23 protein-coding genes are annotated in these 22,431 nt (G+C 71.6%); 10 read left to right on the plus strand and 13 right to left on the minus strand.

Going from position 1 to position 22,431, the window contains the following annotated elements:
* Positions 1-43: 43 nt before the first annotated feature.
* Together BMY97_RS23450 and BMY97_RS23455 are read left to right on the plus strand one after the other, a co-directional pair.
* Complete coding sequence (locus BMY97_RS23450) at positions 44-790, plus strand: 2-phosphosulfolactate phosphatase (RefSeq protein WP_091619650.1); 747 nt, start codon at positions 44-46, stop codon at positions 788-790.
* Entirely contained in the window at positions 787-1,590 is an 804-nt protein-coding gene (locus BMY97_RS23455) for an MBL fold metallo-hydrolase (protein ID WP_091619653.1), read from the plus strand. The genes BMY97_RS23450 and BMY97_RS23455 overlap by 4 nt, the downstream gene beginning before the upstream one ends.
* Positions 1,591-1,593: 3 nt before the next feature.
* On the opposite strand, the gene BMY97_RS23460 is transcribed toward BMY97_RS23455, so the two are convergent.
* On the minus strand, positions 1,594-2,214 hold the full coding sequence (locus tag BMY97_RS23460) for a mycothiol-dependent nitroreductase Rv2466c family protein (protein ID WP_091619656.1): 621 nt from the start codon (positions 2,212-2,214) through the stop codon (positions 1,594-1,596).
* Positions 2,215-2,402: 188 nt separating this feature from the next.
* On the opposite strand from BMY97_RS23460, the gene pepN reads away from it, so the two are divergent.
* Entirely contained in the window at positions 2,403-4,970 is a 2,568-nt protein-coding gene (gene pepN, locus BMY97_RS23465; RefSeq protein ID WP_091619658.1) for an aminopeptidase N, read from the plus strand.
* Between the two features lie 70 nt (positions 4,971-5,040).
* Here the strand turns inward: pepN and BMY97_RS23470 are convergent, their stop codons facing one another.
* Positions 5,041-5,535 carry a DUF5130 family protein gene (locus tag BMY97_RS23470; RefSeq protein WP_091619661.1) on the minus strand — a complete coding sequence of 165 codons (495 nt, stop codon included), beginning with the start codon at positions 5,533-5,535 and terminating at the stop codon, positions 5,041-5,043.
* Positions 5,522-5,776, minus strand: a complete 255-nt coding sequence (ctaJ, locus tag BMY97_RS23475; RefSeq protein WP_091619664.1) for an aa3-type cytochrome oxidase subunit CtaJ — start codon at positions 5,774-5,776, stop codon at positions 5,522-5,524. Before ctaJ ends, BMY97_RS23470 begins: the two co-directional genes overlap by 14 nt.
* 285 nt (positions 5,777-6,061) lie before the next feature.
* Here ctaJ and BMY97_RS23480 point away from each other — a divergent pair, with 285 nt between their 5' ends.
* Positions 6,062-6,451: a hypothetical protein gene (locus BMY97_RS23480; protein WP_091619666.1), complete on the plus strand. Its 390-nt coding sequence runs from the start codon at positions 6,062-6,064 to the stop codon at positions 6,449-6,451.
* A 112-nt stretch (positions 6,452-6,563) separates the two neighbouring features.
* Here BMY97_RS23480 and BMY97_RS23485 read toward each other — a convergent pair whose 3' ends face one another.
* On the minus strand, positions 6,564-7,058 hold the full coding sequence (locus tag BMY97_RS23485; protein ID WP_091619668.1) for an HNH endonuclease: 495 nt from the start codon (positions 7,056-7,058) through the stop codon (positions 6,564-6,566).
* Positions 7,059-7,403: 345 nt separating this feature from the next.
* Between BMY97_RS23485 and BMY97_RS23490 the strand changes: the two genes are divergently transcribed.
* From BMY97_RS23490 to BMY97_RS23500, 3 genes are read left to right on the plus strand one after another with little or no spacing between them, the layout of a single operon-like run.
* Positions 7,404-8,384: a mechanosensitive ion channel family protein gene (locus BMY97_RS23490; protein WP_245787447.1), complete on the plus strand. Its 981-nt coding sequence runs from the start codon at positions 7,404-7,406 to the stop codon at positions 8,382-8,384.
* Positions 8,385-8,417: 33 nt separating this feature from the next.
* Positions 8,418-8,807 carry a globin gene (locus BMY97_RS23495; protein WP_425425322.1) on the plus strand — a complete coding sequence of 130 codons (390 nt, stop codon included), beginning with the start codon at positions 8,418-8,420 and terminating at the stop codon, positions 8,805-8,807.
* On the plus strand, positions 8,807-10,399 hold the full coding sequence (locus BMY97_RS23500) for a glycoside hydrolase family 13 protein (protein ID WP_091619674.1): 1,593 nt from the start codon (positions 8,807-8,809) through the stop codon (positions 10,397-10,399). Before BMY97_RS23495 ends, BMY97_RS23500 begins: the two co-directional genes overlap by 1 nt.
* Before the next feature lie 7 nt (positions 10,400-10,406).
* Here the strand turns inward: BMY97_RS23500 and BMY97_RS23505 are convergent, their stop codons facing one another.
* A complete protein-coding gene (locus tag BMY97_RS23505) occupies positions 10,407-10,910 on the minus strand; it encodes a GNAT family N-acetyltransferase (protein WP_091619677.1) in 504 nt (167 codons plus the stop codon).
* A gap of 53 nt (positions 10,911-10,963) precedes the next feature.
* Positions 10,964-11,161, minus strand: a complete 198-nt coding sequence (locus BMY97_RS23510) for a hypothetical protein (protein WP_091619682.1) — start codon at positions 11,159-11,161, stop codon at positions 10,964-10,966.
* A 197-nt stretch (positions 11,162-11,358) separates the two neighbouring features.
* On the opposite strand from BMY97_RS23510, the gene BMY97_RS23515 reads away from it, so the two are divergent.
* Both BMY97_RS23515 and BMY97_RS23520 read left to right on the plus strand, forming a co-directional pair.
* Entirely contained in the window at positions 11,359-11,583 is a 225-nt protein-coding gene (locus BMY97_RS23515) for a hypothetical protein (protein ID WP_091619684.1), read from the plus strand.
* A 287-nt stretch (positions 11,584-11,870) separates the two neighbouring features.
* Positions 11,871-12,074 (plus strand): cold-shock protein, encoded by a 204-nt coding sequence (locus BMY97_RS23520; RefSeq protein WP_091619686.1) that lies wholly within the window; start codon positions 11,871-11,873, stop codon positions 12,072-12,074.
* Between the two features lie 14 nt (positions 12,075-12,088).
* On the opposite strand, the gene BMY97_RS23525 is transcribed toward BMY97_RS23520, so the two are convergent.
* The gene (locus BMY97_RS23525; RefSeq protein ID WP_091619689.1) at positions 12,089-12,781 is read right to left on the minus strand and encodes a VC0807 family protein; all 693 of its coding nucleotides are present in this window, start codon (positions 12,779-12,781) and stop codon (positions 12,089-12,091) included.
* Positions 12,782-12,801: 20 nt separating this feature from the next.
* A complete protein-coding gene (locus tag BMY97_RS23530) occupies positions 12,802-13,725 on the minus strand; it encodes a transcriptional regulator (RefSeq protein ID WP_091619691.1) in 924 nt (307 codons plus the stop codon).
* 543 nt (positions 13,726-14,268) lie between these two features.
* On the opposite strand from BMY97_RS23530, the gene BMY97_RS23535 reads away from it, so the two are divergent.
* On the plus strand, positions 14,269-15,165 hold the full coding sequence (locus tag BMY97_RS23535; RefSeq protein ID WP_177231508.1) for an acyl-CoA desaturase: 897 nt from the start codon (positions 14,269-14,271) through the stop codon (positions 15,163-15,165).
* A 67-nt stretch (positions 15,166-15,232) separates the two neighbouring features.
* On the opposite strand, the gene BMY97_RS23540 is transcribed toward BMY97_RS23535, so the two are convergent.
* From BMY97_RS23540 to BMY97_RS23560, 5 genes are all read right to left on the minus strand, one after another.
* Positions 15,233-15,682 (minus strand): DUF6292 family protein, encoded by a 450-nt coding sequence (locus tag BMY97_RS23540; protein ID WP_091619697.1) that lies wholly within the window; start codon positions 15,680-15,682, stop codon positions 15,233-15,235.
* 132 nt (positions 15,683-15,814) lie between these two features.
* Complete coding sequence (locus BMY97_RS23545) at positions 15,815-16,081, minus strand: hypothetical protein (protein WP_091619699.1); 267 nt, start codon at positions 16,079-16,081, stop codon at positions 15,815-15,817.
* Between the two features lie 61 nt (positions 16,082-16,142).
* Positions 16,143-16,778, minus strand: coding sequence for a DUF8010 domain-containing protein (locus BMY97_RS23550; protein ID WP_091619702.1), 636 nt, complete (start codon positions 16,776-16,778; stop codon positions 16,143-16,145).
* Positions 16,771-17,193, minus strand: coding sequence for an acyl-CoA thioesterase (locus tag BMY97_RS23555; RefSeq protein WP_091619705.1), 423 nt, complete (start codon positions 17,191-17,193; stop codon positions 16,771-16,773). Before BMY97_RS23555 ends, BMY97_RS23550 begins: the two co-directional genes overlap by 8 nt.
* Entirely contained in the window at positions 17,190-22,172 is a 4,983-nt protein-coding gene (locus tag BMY97_RS23560; RefSeq protein WP_091619707.1) for an NAD-glutamate dehydrogenase, read from the minus strand. The genes BMY97_RS23555 and BMY97_RS23560 overlap by 4 nt, the downstream gene beginning before the upstream one ends.
* Between the last annotated feature and the right edge of the window lie 259 nt (positions 22,173-22,431).

Here is a 22,431-nt window from a genome sequence, read left to right on the forward strand (position 1 = left end):
GCCGGAGTCTGCCATCACCCGCGGCGTCCGGCATGCTCCGGGGGTGGGCATCTGGGCGCAGCCGGGCCGCGACGTGCGGCTCGAATGGGGTGGTGAGGGCGTCGCCGCGCTGGGCGGTTCGTGCGCCGTGCTGGTGGTGGTCGACGTGCTTTCCTTCGGCACCACCACGGATCTCGTCACTTCGCGCGGCGGCCGGGTGCTGCCGGTGCGCTGGCGCGACGAGCGCGGAGTCGCCGAAGCGCGCGAAGCCGGCGCCGTCCTCGCAGGCGAGGGCGCGTGGACGCTGCGGCCTTCTTCTGTGACGGAGATCCCCTCCGGGACCCTGCTCGCGCTGCCCTCCCCCAACGGCGCCACGCTCTGCGCCGCGGCCGCCGCAACGGGCGCGCACGTGCTCGCCGGCTGCCTGCGCAACGCGTCCGCCGTCGCCGCGAAGGCCCACGAGCTGGCGGACGGCCGCGCGATCGCCGTCATCCCGGGCGGCGAACGCTGGGGCGTCGACATGTTGGGCGAGGGCAAGGAATTCGGCCCGCTGCGGCCCTGTGTCGAGGATCAGCTGGGAGCAGGCGCGATCGTCGCCGCGCTGCGACAGCGGGGCCGATCGGCCTCGGCGGAAGCGGCACTGGCCGCGGCGGCCTACGCGGCCACGGACGTCGCCGCCGCGCTGCGGGGCTGCTCGTCCGGCCGGGAGCTGGCCGCGACCGGCCACGAAGCCGACGTCGCCCTGGCCGCGCAAGTGGACGTCAGCGAGACCGCACCCGTGCTGTGCCAAGGAATCCTGGAGCGAACATGAGCTGGACCGAGCTGGCCGACGGCGTGCACCTGAGCCGTCACGAAGAGCTGGACCTGACCACGGGGCTGGTGATCGGCGCCGAACGGTGCCTGGTGATCGACACCGGCGGCGACGTCGACCAGGGCGCCGGGCTGGCCGCCGCGGTCCGGGAGCTGACGGACCTGCCGTGGAGCGTCGTCTACACCCACGCGCACTTCGACCACTGTTACGGCACCACGGCGTTCCTGCCCTGCGACGTCTGGGCGCACCCGCGCTGCCTGCGCGAGCTGGTCGAGCACGGCGAAGCGGCGAAAGCCAAGTGGGTCGCGCACTACCGCAACGAAGAAAAGCCCGGAATCGCCGACGCGATCACGCGAACCGGGATCATGCCGCCCGACCGGCTCGTCGCCGCCCGGGAAGAACTGGACCTCGGCGGCCGCACCGCCGTGCTCGTCCACCCCGGCCCCGCGCACACCGACCACGACCTGGTGGTGCACGTGCCGGACGCGGGGATCGTCTTCGCCGGCGACGTCGTCGAGCACGGGCCACAGGGCTTCACCGCGTACTCGTTCAGCGACGAGAGCGACCTGCCCGGCTGGCCCGCCGCGCTGGACGCGATCCTCGCGCTGGAGCCGCGGATCGTGGTGCCCGGCCACGGCGACGCCGTCGGACCCGGCTTCGTCCGCGAGCACCGCGGCGGGCTGCGCCGGCTGAACGAGCTGAAGGCCGCCGTCGAGGCCGGGGACACGGGGCTGGACGAGGCGCTCGCCGCCTCGCCCTACCCCGCCGACGTCACCCGGGCCGCGCTGGCGGCGCCGTGAGCCTCAGTCGAAGTTCAGGTCACCGGAGCGGGTGCGCTTGAGCTCGAAGAAGTCCGGGTAGCTCGCGAGCGCGCGGGCGCCGTCGAACACCTTGAGCGCGTCCTCGCCCCGCGGGATCGAGCTGAGCACCGGGCCGAAGAACGCGACGCCGTCGATGTGGATGGTCGGCGTGCCGACGTCCATGCCCACCGGGTCCATGCCCTCGTGGTGGCTCTTCGACAGGGCCTCGTCGTACTCGGTGGAGTTCGCGGCCTCGATCAGCTCGGGCGGGGCGCCGATGGCGGCCAGGGACTCCTTGATCACCGCGAGCCGGTCCTTGTTGCCCTGGTTGTGGTAGCGCGTGCCGAACTCGGTGTAGTAGCCGCGCAGCGCCTCCTCGCCCTGCGACTGGGCGAGTGCCGTGGCCACGCGGACCGGGCCCCAGCCGTCGTCGAGCAGGTCCTTGTACGTCTGCGGCAGGTCTTCGCGGCCGGAGTTCAGCAGCGAAAGGCTCATGATCCGGAAGTGCAGGTCGAGGTCGCGGTGCTTTTCCACCTCGAGGATCCACCGGGAGGTGATCCACGCGAACGGGCAGATCGGGTCGAAGTAGAAGTCGACCCTGGTGGACTGCGGTGTCGAAGTCATCTGGCTTGCTCCTGGGCGTGGCTCTGGCGGTGGACGGGTACACCTCTTGCTCGTGGGGCTGGTCCCCACATCGAGACGCAACGCCCGCGGTCGCCCCGGTTGTTCCCTTCTCGCCCGCCGGGCGGCTCGCATGATTGGATGCTCTGCAGCCTGAAAACCGTAACCGAAATCGACGACCAGAGGTGCCAGTGCCCGCCCCCAACCTGACTCGTGACGAAGCCAAGCAGCGCTCCGGCCTGCTGGATGTCGCCTCCTACGACATCGAGCTGGACCTGACCGACGGCCACGGCGGTCCCGGGGAGAAGACCTTCCTCTCCACCACCACCGTGCGATTCTCGAGCGCCCGGCCCGGCGAGTCGTCCTGGATCGACCTGATCGCCGACGGCGTCCGGTCCGCCGTGCTCAACGGCACCGAGCTCGACGTCAGCGCCTACGTCGAGGACAAGGGCATCCCGCTGCCCGAGCTCGCGGCCGACAACGAGCTGGTGGTGACCGCGGACTGCCGGTACACCAACACCGGCGAGGGCCTGCACCGTTTCGTCGACCCGGTCGACGACGGCGTGTACCTCTACACGCAGTTCGAGACGGCCGACGCCAAGCGCATGTTCGCCTGCTTCGACCAGCCCGACCTCAAGTCGGTCTACCGGGTCGCGGTGCGCGCCCCGCGCGACTGGAAGATCGTGTCCAACGCGCTCGTCGAGTCCGCCGAGGACACCTCCGACGGCGGTCGGCACACGGTGTTCGCGGTGTCCGAGCGGATCTCCACCTACCTGGTGGCGCTGATCGCCGGCCCGTACGCCGAGTGGCGCGACGAGTTCTCCGACGCCCACCGCACCATCCCGCTCGGCATCTACTGCCGCGCGTCGCTCGCCGAGCACATGGACGCGGACCGGCTGTTCGCGGAAACCAAGCAGGGCTTCGGCTTCTACCACGAGAAGTTCGGCACGCCCTACCCGTTCTCCAAGTACGACCAGCTGTTCGTGCCGGAGTTCAACGCGGGCGCGATGGAGAACGCGGGCGCGGTCACCTTCCTCGAGGACTACGTCTTCCGCAGCCGCGTCACGCGCTACGCCTACGAGCGGCGCGCCGAGACGCTGCTGCACGAGATGGCGCACATGTGGTTCGGCGACCTGGTCACCATGCGCTGGTGGGACGACCTGTGGCTGAACGAGTCGTTCGCGACCTTCGCCAGCGTGTTCGCCCAGGCCGAGGCCACCGAGTACCAGAACGCCTGGACCAGCTTCGCGAACATCGAGAAGTCGTGGGCCTACCGGCAGGACCAGCTGCCCTCGACGCACCCGATCGCGGCCGACATCGTCGACCTGCACGCGGTCGAGGTGAACTTCGACGGCATCACCTACGCCAAGGGCGCCAGCGTGCTCAAGCAGCTGGTGGCCTACGTCGGCATCGAGCACTTCCTCGACGGGCTGAAGGTCTACTTCGGCAAGCACGCCTGGGGCAACGCCACGCTGGCCGACCTGCTGGCGGCGCTGGAGGAGGCGTCCGGCCGCGACCTTTCGTGGTGGAGCGCGCAGTGGCTCGAGACCACGGGGCTGAACTCGCTGAGCCCGCGGTACGAGGTGGCGGCCGACGGCACGTTCGCCTCGTTCGCCGTGGTGCAGTCCGGCGCCAAGCCCGGGGCGGGCGAGCTGCGCACGCACCGGGTCGCGGTCGGCGTCTACGACGAGGACGGCAAGGGCCGGATCGTCCGCACCGAGCGGGTCGAGCTGGACGTCGACGGCGAGCGCACCCCGGTGCCCGGCCTGGTCGGCAAGCCGGCCGGCAAGCTCGTGCTGGTCAACGACGACGACCTGACCTACTGCACGATGCGGCTCGACCCGGCGTCGCTGACCACGCTGATCGACCGGATCTCCGACATCGACGAACCGCTGCCGCGCACGCTGTGCTGGTCGGCGGCGTGGGAGATGACGCGTGAGGCCGAGCTGAAGGCGCGCGACTTCGTGACGCTGGTGGCGCGCGGCATCCACGCCGAGAGCGAGGTCGGCGTCGTGCAGCGGCTGCTGCTGCAGGCGCAGACGGCGCTGAACTCCTACGCCGACCAGAAGTGGGCCGTCGCGCAGGGCTGGCCCGCGCTGACCGGCCGGGTGCTGGAGCTGGCGCAGGCCGCCGAGGCGGGCTCCGACCACCAGCTGGCGTTCGCCAACTCGCTGGCCGGCGGGGTGCTCGACGAGCGCACGCTGGGCATCATCGCGGGGTGGCTGGACGGCTCGGCCCCGCTGCCGGGCCTCACCGTCGACACCGACCTGCGCTGGCGTCTGCTGCACGCGCTGGTGGCGCACGGAAAGGCGGGCCCGGCCGAGATCGACGCGGAGCTGGCCAAGGACGACACCGCCGCGGGACGGCGGCACGCGGAGCGCTCCCGTGCCCTGCAGCCCACGGCCGAGGCCAAGGCCGACGCCTGGCAGCGCGCCATCTTCGACGACGAGATCCCCAACGCGGTCAGCGACTCGCTCATCTCGGGCTTCTCACACCCGGGCCAGAAGGGCCTGCTGGGCGAGTACGTCGGCAAGTACTTCGAGGTGATCGACGAGGTGTGGGCGCGGCGTTCCAGCGAGCGCGCCCAGCCGACGGCGATCGGGCTGTACCCGTCGTGGGCCGTCGAGCCCGCGACCGTCACCGCGTCGGACGAATGGCTCGCGCGCGACCACCCGGCCGCACTGCGGCGCCTGGTCTCGGAAGGCCGCGCGGGCATCGTCCGCGCGCTCGCCGCCCGGGAGTTCGACAGCCAGGCCTGAGGCAACACTCACGAAGAAGGGGACCTCCTCGGGTGAGGGGGTCCCCTTCGGGCGTTCCAGGGTGCGGGCGTCAGTGCTTCGGCGCGAGCCCCGCCTGGTCGCTGAGCATGCGCAGCGCGTTCACCAGTCCGCCGACCAGGTCACCCTCCTTGAAGGAGGCGACCATGCTGGCCACGGCGAGCTTGGCGCCGCGGTCGGCCACCCGCTGGTAGGCGTGCGTCCCGGTGACGATCTCGATCGCCCGCTGCGCCGGCGACGCGGCCACCAGCACGGCGTTCGCCGGGTCGTCCGTGCCCGCGTGCAGCTTCTCCGCGCCGGCCCGGGTGTCCTCGCCGAGGTCGCCCAGGTAGACGCTGAAGTCCAGGCCGGTCTCCCGGCTCGCGAACGTCAGCGCCTCGTCCAGGCGCGCCAGCTGCTGCACCGTGAACGGGGTCGTCGGCGCGACGGGCTCGTACATCTTCGCGGCCGAACGGCGGCCGCTGCCGGTCACGACCTCGCCGAACGGCAGGTCCTTTTCGGCCACGTCCACCGCGGTGGACGAGTGCGCGAGTTCACCAGGTGCCACGAGCGCCTCCTGCCGCGGTCGGGGCGCCCGCGGGCGCCGCACTGTCCACACCGGTCGCCCGGTGCCCGGCGCCGACGCCGTCCGGGTTGGCGCTCCACCACATCGCGGGGTACTCCCACGGCTGACCTGGCCGGTAACGCGGCGTCCCCGAGAACCTCTTCCGCAGGGTGGCCGCTCCGACCACCAAGTAGATGGCCAAGGGGATGACCGCGTAGACCAGGATCGTCTCGACAACGTTCACGGCGGTGAGCGTATCGGATGGCCCCGGCGATCACCGCGCGGCGCCGCGCCGGGAGGCGACCGTTCGTCGTCGGAGAAGGCCCGTCCGCCGCTTGGCCCGCCCGCGCTGGCACGTTGGGCCGAAGCCGGGCGGGCCGAAAGGTTGCAACTCAACGTACAGGCGGCCGTACCGGTCGATGCCGTCTTGTCGGGACCTTGAAATCCTCGTAGCTTTTTCACCTGTACGGGCCTTGCGCCCCGCTCCTCAGCCCCAGCAGGTAACGCACCGGTCCCAGGAGGCCACGTCATGCAGAGCGTTCAGACCCCCGCTCAGGCGATCAACGAGACCGTTTCGTCACCCACCGAAGCCGAATTCACGCCCGGGACCCGTGTGACATCAGGCACAAGGGTTACCCGCGGTACTCGGGTCACTCGCGGTACACGCGTCACCGCGGGCACTCGCGTCACGCGGGGCACCAGGGTCACCCGCGGCACGCGCGTCACGGCCGGTACCCGCGTCACCTGCGGGACCCGCGTCACGCGCGGCACCCGGGTCACGCGAGGCACCCGGGTCACCAACGGAACGCGCGTCACGAACGGCACCCGCGTCACCCGGGGCACCAGGGTCACCCGCGGCACGCGCGTCACCATGGGCACCCGCGTCACCAGCCAGGCCGACTTCGCGCTCGCCGCCTGAGAAAAGCCCAGCGGGACTGAGCGCGCGACACCTCACCCGTCGCGTCCAGCAGGTTCACCGGCTCGCCCCGGTCGCCGTCCGGCGGCCGGGGCGCCGACGTTTCCGGGACCGCTCAGGCCGCGGAACCCAGGTACGGCCGCCAGAGCGGGTCCGCTTCCGTGGAGTGCGCGAGCAGGCGCCAATGCGGCCCGTGCGGCGCGCGCGGGACCACGCGCAGCCGCCAGCCGATCTCCGAGAGGAGCCGGTCGGCCTTGCGGTGATTGCACTTGGCGCAGCAGGCGACGCAGTTCGTCCAGCTGTGCGGCCCGCCCCGGCTGCGCGGGAGGACGTGGTCGATCGTCTCGGCCCGCCCGCCGCAGTAGGCGCAGCGGTACCGGTCGCGGTGCATCAGCCCGGCCCGGGTCAGCGGCACCTTGGCGCGGTAGGGCACCCGCACGTACGTGCTGAGCCGGATCACCGACGGGACGGGCAGCGAGACGGTCGCGGCGTGCAGTTCGACGCCGCCCGGGTCGCCGTGCACCACCTCGGCCTTGCCGCACATCACCAGCACCACGGCCCGCCGCAGCGGCAGGGCGGTGAGGGGCTCGAAAGTCGCGTTCAGCAGCAATACGCGACGGCGGCCCCAGGACGGGGTCGCCGGGTCCCGGCCTCTACGCTGGCCGGGCGGACGGGAAACACCCCCTGGTCGGGTCCCCGGCCCGGCCGGGACCGCTCCGCCGGATGCGGAACCCCCCGGGCAGGCACGCAGGACCGCCTCCGGCAGCTGGTCGGCCGTGGCTTGGCCGGAGCCGCCGAGGGGGATGGGTTGTCGGTCTGGCACTCGACCACCTCCACCGGTGCAGGCATAGTCGACCACACATCGCCCCCGGTGCGCACCTGTCTTCGATGACGTGTCATGTGCCGGTCACCTGCCGTGGGGGAACCAGCAGCGAAGGAAGGACTGACCCAGCTCGTGAATTTCGTGCCCAGCGCCCCGCCGGCGTGCATATCGGACGCCAGCACCTGGTGCTCGCAGGTCTTTTCGATCACGCACAACGAATGGCTCGCCGGCTCGGCGGGCTGGCTCGTGACCAAGCCGCTGCGGATCATCTTCATCCTGGTCGTCGCGTTCCTGGTGCGGTATCTCACACGGCGGCTGATCGACCGCGTGACGACCCTGCCGGGCAGCGGCGGGAAGATCCCCGCGCTGCTGAAGCCGCTGCGCGAGCGCGCGCCGGACGTGCTCGGCCCGGCCGTGGTGGAGCGCCGCCGCCAGCGGGCGAAGACCATCGGCTCGGTGCTGCGGTCGATGAGCACCTTCCTGATCTACGGCCTGGCGTTCATCCTCGTGCTGGGCGAGCTGGGCGTGAACCTCGCGCCGATCATCACCACCGCCGGCATCCTCGGCGTGGCGATCGGGTTCGGCGCCCAGAACCTGGTGCGCGACTTCCTGTCCGGCATGTTCATGATGATCGAGGACCAGTACGGCGTCGGCGACGTCGTGGACATCGGCCCGGCCACCGGCACGGTCGAGGCGGTGGGCCTGCGCATCACCACGCTGCGCGATCTGAAGGGCACCGTCTGGTACGTCCGCAACGGCGAGGTGCTGCGCGTCGGCAACTCCAGCCAGGGCTTCGCCGTCGCGGTGGTCGACGTGCCGCTCGGCTACTCCGCCGACGTCGACCTGGCGACCACGGTCCTGATGGGCGCCGCGACGAAGGCCACCCAGGGCGAGCCGCTGGCGGTGAACGTGCTGGAGCCGCCGGAAATGCTCGGCGTGGAGAAGGTCACGCCGGAGGGCATCGAGCTGAGGCTGACGGTGAAGGTCCGGCCCGGCAAGCAGTGGGCGGTGCAGCGCGCCCTGCGCGGGCAGCTGCTCGGCGCTCTGGAGGAGGCGGGCTTCGAACCGCCGCTCGGCCGTTTCATGTCCTCGGCACCGGCCACCGACAAGTAGCGCGCGGCAAGGCAAGATGGAGGGGTGTCGACTGTGAGTGGCCCGGACCCGGCGAGCCTGTACGAAGCCGTGGGCGGTGAACCGACCTTCCGCCGGATCGTCGCGCGGTTCTACGCCGAGGTGGCGACCGACGAGGTGCTGCGCCCGCTGTACCCGGAGGAGGACCTCGGCCCGGCCGAGGAGCGCTTCCGGCTGTTCCTCATGCAGTACTGGGGCGGCCCGCACACCTACTCCGACCAGCGCGGCCACCCGCGGCTGCGGATGCGGCACGCGCCGTTCAAGATCGGCCCGATCGAGCGCGACGCCTGGCTGCGCGCGATCCGGATCGCCGTGGACGAGGAGAACCTCGAGGAGCCCTACCGCCAGCAGCTGTGGGCGTACCTCGAAATGGCGGCGCACAGCATGATGAACAGCTTCGTGTGATGCGACGGCGGGTGGCGGGGCGACGGCCACCGGAGGCCGGGCCCCGGCCGTCCTGGTGGCGCAACGCCGTTTTCTACCAGGTGTACGTGCGCTCGTTCGCCGATTCCGACGCCGACGGGGTCGGCGACCTCGAAGGCATCGTCAGCCGGCTCGGCTACCTGGAGCTGCTGGGCGTCGACGCGCTCTGGCTCACGCCGTTCTACCGCTCCCCCATGGCCGACCACGGGTACGACGTGGCGGACCCGCGCGACGTCGACCCGATGTTCGGCACCCTGGGCGACTTCGACGTGCTGCTCACCGAGGCGCACAAGCGCGGCATCAAGGTGACCGTGGACGTGGTCCCGAACCACACCAGCAACCAGCACGCCTGGTTCAAGTCCGCGATGGCCGCCGCCCCGGGCAGCCCGGAGCGCGAGCGCTACGTCTTCCGCGACGGGCGCGGCCCGGACGGCGCCGAGCCGCCCAACAACTGGGTCAGCGTGTTCGGCGGCCCGGCCTGGACCCAGGTGCCGGACGGGCAGTGGTACCTGCACCTGTTCGCCCCGCAGCAGCCCGACCTCAACTGGGCCGACGCCGAGGTCCGCTACGACCTCGAGCGCACCCTGCGGTTCTGGCTCGAACGCGGCGTCGACGGCTTCCGCATCGACGTCGCGCACGGCATGGCCAAACCGCCCGCCCTGCCCGACATGGACGTCAGCACAGCCGGTTTCGGCGGGGACACTGTGGACGACCCCCGCTTCGACAATGACGGCGTCCACGAGATCCACCAGATGATCCGCAAGGTGCTCGACGAGCACCCGGGCACCATGGCCGTCGGCGAGATCTGGGTGAACGACGAGGAGCGGCTGGCCCGCTACCTGCGCCCGGACGAGCTGCACCTGGCGTTCAACTTCCGCCTGGTGCTCACCCACTTCGACGCCGACGCGATGCGGACCTCGATCGAGCGCTCGCTGGCCGTGCCGCGCGCGGCCGGCGCGCCCGCGACCTGGACGCTGAGCAACCACGACGTCTGGCGCACGGCGAGCCGGTACGGCGGCGGGCCGGCCGGCGTCCGGCGCGCGCGGGCGATGGCGCTGGTGGAGCTGGCCCTGCCCGGCGCGGTCTACCTGTACAACGGCGAGGAGCTGGGGCTCGAGAACGTCGAGCTGCCGCCCGGGGCGATGCAGGACCCGCGGGCGCGCACGCAGGGCCCGGAGTTCAGCCGCGACGCCGCCCGCGTGCCGATGCCGTGGGACGGCGACCTGCCGCCGTTCGGCTTCTCCCGCAACCCGCGCACGTGGCTGCCGATGCCGGCGGCCTGGGCGGACCTGACCGTCGAGCGGCAGCTGGAGGACGACGGCTCGACGCTGACGCTGTACCGGCGGGCCGTCGAGCTGCGCAAGAGCCACCCCGCGTTCCGGGTCGGCGACGAGCTGGAGTGGTACGGCGCGCCCGCGGGCTGCTTCGCGTTCCGCCGCGGCAAGGACGGGCTGATCTGCGCGCTGAACACCTCGGCCAGCTCGATCGCGCTGCCGCCCGGCGAGCTGCTGTTGTCCAGCAGCCCGCTGGTGGACGGACGGCTCCCGCCGGACGCGACGGCCTGGCTGGTCTGACCCGCTTTCAGCGCACCACCGAGCTGGTGCGGAACGAGCGAAAGCCGCGGCGGAGGTAGTTCGGCAGGGCGTGCGGGTGGTCCTGGGTGGAGGTGTGCAGCCAGACGCGGCGCACGGGCACGTCGTCGGCCGGGGCCGCGTCCCACGCGGCGCGCACGACGAGGGTGAGCGCGTATCCGCCCAGCCGCTTGCCGACGTGCTCCGGCAGCAGGCCGAACGTGGTGATCTCGACGTCGCCGCCGGGCTGGGGCTCGAAGTCCGCGATGCCGACGGCCACTCCGCCGTGGCGGACGAGGCGGTACTGGCGCCGCGGGTGGGCGAGCCACCGGGCCCACTCCTCGTCCGAGCGGGACACGCCGGGCCAGTCGTAGCGGGCGCCGATGCCGACGTGCAGCTCGCGGATGAGCGGGGACTTCGCGGGGATGGCCTCGAGCGCCAGGCCCCCGACGGGTGCGGCGGGGCGCAGCCCGTCGAGGGCGGTCAGCTCGAGGTGGGTGACGATGGGTTCCACACCCGCCACCCTAGGAGCGGGGCCGGGGCCCCGTCTCCGGAATTGCTGCCCGGCTAAGCGTCGGCGCGCTGGCCGGCGGCGTCGAGGCCGAGCATGGCGAGGAGGCCGCGCAGATCCTGTGCGTCGTGGGCCTTGCCCGCCACGGTGCGGACCGCCTGGTCGCGCTGGGTTCGCAGGCCGACCTCGGCCGAAGCGCGGGCACGGGCGAACTCACTGGTTTCCAGAGAAAGGGGACGTCGTTCCGAGCGCATGCGGCTCCTCGCCGAGATCGAAGGTGGCCCGGCGGCCGGGGTGTCCGCCCGCCACGGGCGGGACTGCCGGCCGACGACGACGCCGGCCCTGATGCCGGCGCGCGGGATGTTCTCGACCGCGATGACGCTACACGAGCCACACCCGGCGGCACCAGTAAGCAGGCACTCCGGGGCAGAACAGGCGGTAGGGTCTCCCCATGCCCGAAGAAGAAGCCGGCCCGTCGCTCGAGCCGACGCTGGGCGAATGGCTCAAGGCACGGGAGGAGACCGAGGCCCACCTCACGACGGCCCCGCCGCCCGGCGCCGCCTGGGCCCAGCGCCTCGCCGACCTGCTCGCGACCGAGGAGTCATGGCAGGCGCAGTACACCGAACTGCTCGGCCGGGACACGCCGGACCACCGGTTCCCGCAGTCGAATCGCTGACCGCGCAACAAGATCATCATCTGTCCATAAAGGACGTACACTGTGGACGCAAAACGCGGATTTCCGGGCCTCGCACTCATTCGGCGAGAGGTATGGCGTCCGGGGGCCGGGCGTGCTTTACTGTCGAAGGTCTTGTTTTGTGTTCGTGCGGTGGGTACGTCCCGCAGCCACGCTCGCAAGATGCAGCGGGCGTAGTGGTTCTCCTTCACGGGAAGATCAAACCGTCGGTTCTCGACCCGGATGCCGAGGTGGCATCTCGATTTCGTTTTTCAGTGGTGGAGATTTCTATGACGCAAGGCACCGTGAAGTGGTTCAACGCCGAGAAGGGCTTCGGCTTCATCACGCCGGACTCCGGCGGTGGCGACGTGTTCGTGCACTACTCCGAGATCCAGGGCAACGGATTCCGCAGCCTCGAGGAGAACGCGCGCGTGGAGTTCGAGATCGGGCAGGGCCAGAAGGGACCGCAGGCCACCTCGGTCACGGTTATCTGATTTTTCCCAGGCTTTCACGAAGGGCCGGCAGCCGTTGAGGTGCCGGCCCTTCGTCGTGCCTCCGCCGGGGTCGCGGCGCGGCGCAGGTACCGGACGGTGCCGACGGCCAGTGCCAGCGAGACCACCGGCTCGAACAGCGCGGTGACGGGGTTGGCCACCGCCACCGGGAGCGCGTAGGCGCAGACCACGCACACCACGGCCGAGACCGCGAACGCGAGCGCCCAGACCAGGGTGACCACGCGCATGGCCCGCAGGACGGGCGGGCGGCGGTAGACCTCGTCGAACCGCGCGGCGTCCTCGGGCCGGGCGCTGACGGCGAAGTAGCGCGAGAGCGACAGCATCAGCGGGCTGCGCGTCGGCACCGACACCGCCGCCGCGATCGCGATGGCCAGGAAGATCAGGCCGCCGCGCGCGATCGCCGCCCGGGCGTCCTGGGTGATCAGGGCGAGGGCGACCGAGACCACGAGGAAGACCACGACCAGGCCGGAGATCGCGTTGAAGGGGCGGCCGCGCAGCCGGTCGGCGATGAGCCGGGCCACGGGGACGATCGAACCGGCGACGTAGGCGAGCACGTCGCTGACCCCGAAGGTGCGCAGGACGTAGAAGATCAGCAGCGGCGGGACCACGTCGAGGAGGATGGCGCGCAGGGTCGCGCGCAAGGCGGTGCGCGAGGAGGCCGCACGGGCGCCCGAAGGTGAATCGGTCACGATCAGTCCTTTGTGGGCAGTCAGTTTCGGTGGGCGGCCAAGGATCGGTGCACCTCGGACACGAGGGTTTCCAGGGCCGCGACGGCGACGGCGGCTTCGGCGACGATCACGACCGAGGCAAGGTGGGGGCCGTCGGAGAACCAGGCGACGGCCGTGGCCGGTGCCCCGTCCCCGGCGCCGGGGACCAGGTAGCCCCGGGCCTCCGGCACGTCCGGCAGGGGCACCGTGGGCGAGCCCATCACCGCGAGGATCGCCGCGCAGTCCGAGGCCCCGGCGAGTTCGAACACCAGCGCGTGCGCCAGGCCGGCGCCGGCCTGCTCCGGACCGCCGGGCTCGCGATCGTCGACGGACCACGTGGTGACCCACCCGCCGCGCAGGCCGTGGCTCCTCATCATCAGCCGCTGGGCGTCCTGTTCGGAGCCGAAGACCGCGTAGCCGGGCGGGAAGTCGTAGCGGGCGCTGATCGGCCCCGAGTTGACCGGGTCCCGGCGCCGTCCGCCGAGGACCGGGGTCCCGGGCACCAGCACCGAGCGGTCGGCCCGGCCCGGGGACGCGGGCTCGGCGTCTTCCCCGGCGAGCAGGGCGGCGAAGACGATGGTCATGGCCGCGGTGTGGTCTTCGCCTTCACCACCGGCCCCGGGCGAGGCCGTGGCGAGCAGCTTGGCCAGCAGCTCCTGCTCCTCACGGAAGGCCTCGGCCCCGGCCTCGGTCATGCGGATCCAGGTCCGCGGCCGCCGGTTCTCGAAGACCTTCTCGGTGGCGATGTACCCGTGCTCCTCCAGGACGCCCAGGTGACGCCCGAGCCCGCCGTCGCTCTGCCCCAGCGCGTCCCGCAGCTGCGAGAACGTGCACGGCCCTCTCCGGTCGAGGACCGCCAGCACACCCAGGCGCACCCGCTGGTGGACCACCTCGCGCAGTCCCGACTCGAGCTCCCGCTCGACCATGTTCACTCCCGATGGTTGCGTACTCTCGATCTGAGAGTACACCGGGATCGAGAGTTTGTGGAGGGCCGCCCGGAACCCGCAGTGGCCGGTTCGCGGGGAACCATCGGACCGCGATGGTCGTTGACTGTGGAGGCAGCGGCCGGGATCCGGACTTGACGGACCAGCCGCACCAGCGGTGCTCAGCTCCCCGGCGCGGACGTCGGCGGAACCACCGCGGGAACCGGCCTCGGCGCTGTCCCCCGCAGCCGCCGGACCAGCTCAACACAGGAGTCCAGCATCGATACCCTTGACCCGGCCACGTCCTCCCCACGCACGAAGGCGGCGTCTCCGACCGCGCCTTCCCCGGCAGGCACCTCCGCGACGGCCACCGCGCTGGCGGACAATCCGCCCGCGAACGCCGGCCCGGCGGAAACCTCGGCAGCGGGCACCGACCCGGCAGACGACTCGGCGGCAGGCACCGCTCCGGGCACCAACCCGGCAGCGGGCACCGACTCGGGCGAAGGCCCGGCCGGGAGAACCGGCGGGCGGGCGAGTGAGCCGGTGATGGCGGGACGGCAGACCGCGACCGAGGCGTTCCTCGTCAAGGTGTTCGCCGTCGTGCCGCTGCTGGCGGTCGCCGCTGCGGTGCCGCTGGCCTGGGGGTGGGGGCTGAGCTGGCTGGACATCGGGCTGGCGGCCGGGTTCTACTGCCTCACCGGCCTCGGCGTCACGATCGGCTTCCACCGGTACTTCACCCACGGCGCCTTCCGCGCCCGGCGCGGGCTGCGGATCGGCCTGGCCGTGGCGGGCAGCATGGCCATGCAGGGGCCCGTGGTCGCCTGGGTGGCCGATCACCGGCGCCACCACGCGTACGCCGACCGAGACGGCGACCCGCACTCCCCGTGGCGCTTCGGCACCACACCCGCCGCACTGGCCAAGGGGTTCTGGCACGCGCACATGGGCTGGCTCTTCGACCGCGACAAGACCAACCCGCGCCGCTTCGCCCCCGACCTGCTCGACGACCCGGGCATCAGCCTGGTCGACCGGCTCTTCCCCCTGCTCACCGTCGCCACCCTGCTCGGCCCGGCGCTGCTCGGCGGCCTGATCACGATGAGCTGGTGGGGCGCGCTGACGGCGTTCTTCTGGGCCGGGCTGGTCCGCGTCGCCCTGCTGCACCACGTCACCTGGTCGGTCAACTCGCTGTGCCACATGATCGGCGAACGCCCGTACGAGGCCCGCGACCGCTCCGCCAACTTATGGCCGCTCGCGATCCTGTCCTTCGGCGAGTCCTGGCACAACTCCCACCACGCCGACCCGACCGGCGCGCGCCACGGCGTCGGCCGCGGCCAGCTGGACATCTCCGCCCGGCTGATCTGGATGTTCGAAAAGCTGCACTGGGCCTCGCAGGTCCGCTGGCCCCGGCCGGAGCGCCTGGCCCGTAAGCTCCGCACGGCCGCCTGACCCCAGCGATGAAAAGACCCGGCAGCCAACCGCTGCCGGGTCTTCTTTCATCGGTGTGCCGGAGTCATCACGTCTGCCCGGCGCGCAGCAGCATCCGGGCGGCCAGGTCCTCGTCGTCGGCGGCAACCCGGGCGGGCGGGGCGCTCAGGGGCGTGCCGCCGGTCCGGGAGACCACCTCGGTGACGAACCGGCCGACGGCTTCGGGTGCGGGGACCACGTCACCGCCGAGGCGGGAGAGCACCAGCGGCACCTCGTTCGGGCGCGTCTCCACCGAGACCGCCCAGCCCTGACGCGCGCTCCACACCAGCATCAGGTCGCGCCCCGGGTACTGCACCGCACGCCGGCTGAGGCCGAGGTACGCGGTGACCGTGTCAGTGACTTCGAACGACGTCCCTTCGGGCGGAACGCCGACGGCGGCGGCCACCGCGCTCACGTAACCCGCGAGAGCGCTGCGAAGGACCTGGTGGCCGTCACCCTCAGGAAGGTCCGAAAGAAGGTCGGGTCTGGACAGGAGCATCAGATCTCCGTTCCACCGTCCCACCGCGCCGGAAAAACCGGCAGGAGCGGTGTAGAGGCCGCAGTGCCGAATGATGGGGACGGCAGCTGACCCCCAACGACTGTACCCGGATTCGCCGCCGGAACCAGGGCTTCAGCCGCTCTGACCGCCGCTGCCACCGAGATTCTGGCTGTCCCCGGAGCCGGCGAAACTGCTCGCGATCCAGCCCGCGAACAGGGCGGCTTGCACGTACGGCGCGGCCTGGCCGACCGCCCGGCCGACGGAGCGGGTCCATTTTTCAGGCTGCTCCGGCTGTTCGGGGGCGGGCTCGCCCGCGGGACGGTCGGTCCGCCAGGGCGTCTCGTCCGCGCGCACCTCGGCGAGGAAGTCCGCCGTCGGGTCGCCGTCCTGCTCGCTCATGCGTCCACGATCGCACCGCGGGCGGCCCGGCGCCATGGCACGAAAGAAAACCGCAAGGACTTCAGAACAGCAGCGGCAGCAGCGCGTGACGCCGTTTCAGCACCGCCCCGTACCGCGCGTCGAGGCGCAGCCACGAGTCGGTGGCCGTCACCCGCACCACGTCCCCGGCGATCGTGGAGTCCAGGAAACCCATACCGGACAACGCGAACAGGCACCTCAGCTGGACCTTCACCTCCAGCTCGCCGCCGGTCACCGTCAGCACCGCCTGGTCCATCAGCGAAGCCGGCGGGGTGCCGTGCGGGCCGGCGTTGTCGCGGGCCAGCGTGACCCCGCGGTCGGCCAGCTCCGAGACGACGGCGACCGGCAGCTCGTCCACCAGCTGCCACCGCCCGGACGCGGGCAGCTCGGCGTGCCACATCAGGTCGCGCGCCGGGCCGGGGTCCATCACCGGGCCGCCCACCACGGTCAGCGCGGCGAGCAGCTCGTTGCCCGACACCGTGATGTCGGACGGCGTGATGGTCCCCGCCACCGCGCGGGTGGCGAGGACCTCGAACGGGGTGGCCGTCCAGGCCTCGACGACGCCGTCTTCGCGCTGGCGCAGCCGCACGGACGTCTGCCCGTCGAGGCGCACGGCCCGCGCGACGAACGCGCCGAGCGTGTCGCGGTCGCCCGCGTCGGGGATGCGCAGCTCAGGCATCGGCGAACACTCGCTTCAGGAACTCGGTTTCCGGTGCTGTCAGCCGGCGTGGCCGCAGCTTGGTGGTGTCGTACGGGGCCAGCACCGTCTCGGCGGTGACGGCCACCGGGTCTGACTCGGCCGGTCCCGTGTGCACGCGGTAGGCCAGCGTGATGCTGGCCGCCCGCATCTCGGTGAGCGTGATCTCCACGCGCACCGGGGTGTCCGGCGCGACGACGATCGGCGTCCGGTAGTGCACGGCCAGCTTGACCACGACCACGCCCTTGGGCAGCTCGGTGAGGCCGGCCTTCACCGCCTCGCCGAACAGCACCGGGATCCGCGCCTCTTCGAGCAGCGTCACCAGGTTGGCGTGGTTGACGTGCCCGTACACGTCCATGTCCGACCAGCGCGGCCGGACCTGTGAAACATAGGTCACCGCACCGTGCTCCGGATCTGCCGGGCCGCCACCGACAGGGTCGCGAGGTCCAGCCGCCCGGACCGGGTGATGTCGTCGAGGGCCACGCGCGCCCGCGACAGCCGCGAAGCGTTGGCCTTCTCCCACTGGGCGATCTTGTCGTCGGTCGGAAGGTCCTCGTCGCTGTGGCGCAAAGCATCGAGCGTGATGGCGCGCAGCGAGCCGTACACGTCGTCACGCAGTGAGAGCCGCGCGAGGGCGTGCCACCGGTTGCCGCGCTCCAGCGCGCTGATCTCGGTGAGCATCTTGTCGATGGCCAGGTGGTCGGACAGCGCGTAGTACAGGTCCGCGGTGTCGGCCGGCCGGTGCAGCACGTCCAGGCCCACCTGCTGCTCGGCCAGCTCGGCGACCTCGACGACGTCGAGCAGGCCGTAGCTGTGCAGCAGCAACGCGATCCGCCGGGCCAGGTCGGCCGGCACGCCCTCCTCCACCAGGCCGGCGGCGCCCGCCTCCACGGACTCGCGCTCGCGACCGCGCAGCAGGTCGCCCAGCCGCGGGACCAGCTCGCCGAGCACCGGGCCGAACCGGTTGATCTCGGCCAGCGGCGCGAGCGGCTGCGGCCGGTTGGTCAGGAACCAGCGCGCGGCCCGGTCGAGCAGCCGGCGCGTCTCCAGCACCATGCGGTCGGCCACCTCGGTGGACACCACGTTGTCCAGCGCGTCGATCTCGGCCCACAGCTTCGGCAGGTCGTAAACGTGCGTGACCACGGCGTACGCGCGCACCGCGTCGGTGGCCGTCGCGTTCATCTCCTCCATCAGGCGGAAGACGAACGAGATGCCGCCGCCGTCGACCAGCTCGTTGGTCACCAGCGTGGTGATGATCTGGCGGCGCAACGGGTGCTGGCCGATGGCTTCGGTGAACCGCTCGCGCAGCGGCTTCGGGAAGTACTCCGGCAGCCGGCGCGCGAACACCTCGGAATCGGGCAGCTCGCTGGCCAGCAGCTCGTCCTTCAGGTCCAGCTTCACGTGCGCCAGCAACGTCGCCAGCTCCGGCGAGCTGAGCCCCTCGCCCGCCTTGTCCAGCGCGCGGAACTCCGAATTGCTGGGCAGCGCCTCGAGCTTCCGGTCGAACGCGCCGGCCGCGACGAGCGACGCGACCTGCCGCGCGTGCACCGAAACCATCGGCCCGGCGTGCGCGCGGCTGACGCCGAGCACCGCGTTCTGCCGGTAGTTGTCGGCCAGCACCAGGTCGGAGACCTCGTCGGTCATCTCCTCCAGCAGCTCGTTGCGCTGCGCCTGCTCCAGGCCGCCGGTGGCGACCAGGTGGTCGAGCAGGATCTTGATGTTGACCTCGTGGTCGGAGCAGTCGACGCCGGCGGAGTTGTCGAGCGCGTCGGTGTTGATCTTGCCGCCGGAGCGGGCGAACTCGATCCGGCCCAGCTGGGTGAGGCCGAGGTTGCCGCCTTCGCCGACCACCTTGGCGCGCAACTGGTTGCCGTCCACGCGCAGGGCGTCGTTGGCCTTGTCGCCGGCCGCCGCCTGCGACTCGGACTCCGCCTTGACGTACGTGCCGATGCCGCCGTTCCAGAGCAGCTCGACCGGGGCCAGCAGGATCGCCTGCATCAGGTCCATCGGGGCCATCGCGGTGACGTCCTCGCCGAGCCCCAGCGCGGCGCGCACCTGCGGGCTGACCGGGATCGTCTTGGCCGAGCGCGGGTAGATGCCGCCGCCCTCGCTGATCAGCGAGCGGTCGTAGTCGTCCCACGAGCTGCGCGGCAGGTCGAACAGCCGGCGCCGCTCGGCGAACGACGAAGCCGCGTCCGGTTCCGGGTCCAGGAACACGTGCATGTGGTTGAACGCGGCCACCAGGCGGATGTGCTCCGAGAGCAGCATCCCGTTGCCGAAGACGTCACCCATCATGTCGCCGATGCCGACCACGGTGAAGTCCTCGGTCTGGGTGTCCTTGCCCAGCTCGCGGAAGTGCCGCTTCACGCTCTCCCACGCGCCCTTGGCGGTGATGCCCATGGCCTTGTGGTCGTAGCCGACCGAGCCGCCGGAGGCGAACGCGTCGCCCAGCCAGAAGCCGTACTGCGCGGACACCTCGTTCGCGATGTCGGAGAACTTCGCGGTGCCCTTGTCCGCGGCCACCACCAGATAGCTGTCGTCCGCGTCGTGGCGCACCACGTCCGGCGCCGGGACCTCGCGGCCCTCGACCCGGTTGTCGGTCAGATCGAGCAGGCCGGAGATGAACATCCGGTAGCAGGCGATGCCCTCGGCCAGCTGCGCGTCGCGGTCCAGGCCCGCGTCACCGGTCGCCGCCGGCGGCCGCTTGACCACGAAGCCGCCCTTCGCGCCCACCGGCACGATCACGGCGTTCTTCACCGCCTGCGCCTTGACCAGGCCGAGCACCTCCGTGCGGAAGTCCTCGCGACGGTCGGACCAGCGCAGCCCGCCGCGCGCGACCTCGCCGAAGCGCAGGTGCACACCCTCGACCCGCGGCGAGTACACGAAGATCTCGAACTTCGGCCGCGGCTCCGGCAGCTCCGGCACGCCGCTCGGGTCGAGCTTGATCGCGAGGTACGACCGCGGGCCGCCGTCGGCGTCGGTCACGTGGTAGTTCGTGCGCAGCGTCGCGTTGATGACCGCCATCAGCCGGCGCAGGATGCGGTCCTCGTCGAGGCTGGTCACCTCGTCGATCATCGAGGTGATCTCGCCGACCAGCACCTCTTCGCGCGTCGCACGGTCCACATCGGACAGTTGCGGGTCGCAGCGCGCCTCGAACAGGCGCAGCAGCCGGGTGGCCACCTCGGTGTGCTTGAGCACGGTGTTCTGGATGTAGGACTGGGAAAACGGGCTCCGCGCCTGCTGCAGGTACCGCGAGTAGGCCCGCAGCACGGCGGCCTGCCGCCAGGTGAGCCCGGCGCGCAGCACCAGCCCGTTGAAGCCGTCCACCTCGGCGTCGCCCTGCCACGACGCGTGGAAGGCGTCCTGGAACCGCTCGCGCAGCTCGGAAACGGCCGCGTCGTTCGACTCGTCGAGCGCCTTCGGCTCGATGCGCAGGCCGAAGTCGTAGATCCAGCTGGCGCCGCCGTCCTCACGGAACAGCTCGTACGGGCGCTCGTCGACGACCTCGACGCCCATCGTCTGCAGGACCGGCAGCACCTTCGAGAGCGTGACGCCCTCGCCGCGCAGGTAGAGCTTGAAGCGGCGCTCACCCGGTTCGGCTTCGGCCGGCAGGTAGAACGACAGCGCGAGGTCGCCTTCGTCGTTCAGCTGGTCGAGGCGGCGCAGGTCGGCCAGCGCCTCCGCGGCGGTGAAGTCCTCCTTGTAGCCCTCCGGGAACACCGCGGCGAACCGCTGTCCCTGGTCGACCGCGGACTCCTCGCCCATCATGCCGATCGGCTGGCCGTCGCCCGCGCGCTCGCGCCGCTCGGCCAGGATCGCCTCGACCATCCGGTCGTCCCAGCCGCGGACCACGGAGTTCAGCCGCTCCTGGATCCGCGTGGTGTCCGGGTCGACCTGGTGCGCCGGGTCGGTGTGCACGATGAAGTGCACCTGCGCCAGCACCGTCTCGCCGATGCGGGCGCTGTACTCGAGCTGGGTGCCTTCGAGCTCTTCGAGCAGCACCTCCTGCATCGCCAGCCGCGAGCGCGTGGTGTAGCGGTCGAGCGGCAGGTAGACCAGGCAGGAGTAGAAGCGGCCGTACGGGTCGCGGCGCAGGAACAGCCGCAGCCGGCGGCGGTCGGAAAGCGTGATCGCGCCCGTGGTGGTCGCGTACAGCGAATCGGTGTCCGCGGAGAACAGGTCCGCGCGCGGCCAGTTCTGCAGCACCTCCAGCATGCGCTGGCCGGAGAAGGACTCCATCGGGAAGCCGGCGCGGTGGATCGCCGCGCGCACGCGCTTGGACACGACCGGGATGTCGAGCACGTTCTCGTGCAGCGCGGTGGTGGTGAACATGCCGAGGAACCGGTGCTCACCGGTCACGTTGCCCTGCTCGTCGAACGTCTTCACGCCGACGTAGTACGGGTACACCGGCCGGTACACCGTCGAGGGCGCGCTGGCCTGGGTCAGCACCAGCAGCGACGGCGCGAGGGCGTTCACCGAGCTGTCCGGGCCCGCGGTGAGGCCGCGCGCGGCGAGGCTGTCCTGGCGCAGCACGCCGAGGCCCGAGGCCAGCACGGCACGCAGGGCGGGCTCGTCGGTGTCCTGGCTCGGGTTTTCCACCAGCTCGTAACGGCGGTAGCCGATGAACGTGAAGTGGCCGTCGGCGAGCCAGCGCAGCAGCCGGGAGCCCTCTTCGACCTCGTCCGCGGGCAGCTTCGGCGGCGCCTGCTCAAGGGATTCAGCCAGCGCGCAAGCGGTCTGGGCCATCTTGTCGGCGTCTTCGACGACCTCGCGGACGTCACCCAGCACCGAGGCCAGCCGGTTGTCCAGCTCACGCGCCCGGTTCGGGTCGGTGACCAGGTCGATCTCGATGTACATCCACGACTCGGCCGCCGACATCGCGGGCGGGTCGGCCGGGTCGGCGTCCGGGTGCAGGCCGATCAGCTCGCCGGTGAGGTCGCGGCTGACCACGACGATCGGGTGCACGATGCGGTGCACCTGCACGCCGTCGCGCGCGAACTCGGCGGCGATGCTGTCGACGAGGTAGGGCATGTCGTCCGTGACCACCTGGACCACGGTCGCCTCGCGCGTCCAGCCGTCCTCGGCCGTGGACGGGTTGAGCAGCCGCACGGCGGGCCGCCCCGGGATGCGCTGCTTCGCGAGCTGAAGGTGCGAGCGCACCGCGCCGACCAGCGCGACCGGATCGTCGCCGACGATCTCCTCCGGCGGGATGTGCCGGTAGTAAAGCCGGATCAGGTCACCGATCTCCGGCGCCAACGCGGCAGCGGCGGCGATCAGCTCGTCGCGGCTCTGCTCGGGGCTGGTAGAGCGGCGCTGGCCGCCGGACCCGTGACCGACTTCGATTCCGGGCTGGGACGAGACTCCCGTCGAGCTCATTTGAGGCAACTCTCCACTGTACGAGATCAAGACTGCGCGAGATCGAGACCAGTCCGTCACCACATCGTGCCGGACCACCCCACCCTAATCCGCCGCGTTCGGCCGCTTCACCAAGACTGGCGAGTTGTCCACACTTCGGTTTGTCCTTGCCCTGGCTGGGGATAACGCCTGATCGGTCAAGCTACCGGCGAGTCCGTGACACCCGTTCACGCCGCGAACCCCTTGGCACATCCGGTGCCCGCTCTCCGCCGCCGGCGGC

Origin of the sequence: Amycolatopsis saalfeldensis (assembly GCF_900110575.1) — a bacterium.
GTDB classification, from domain to species: domain Bacteria; phylum Actinomycetota; class Actinomycetes; order Mycobacteriales; family Pseudonocardiaceae; genus Amycolatopsis; species Amycolatopsis saalfeldensis.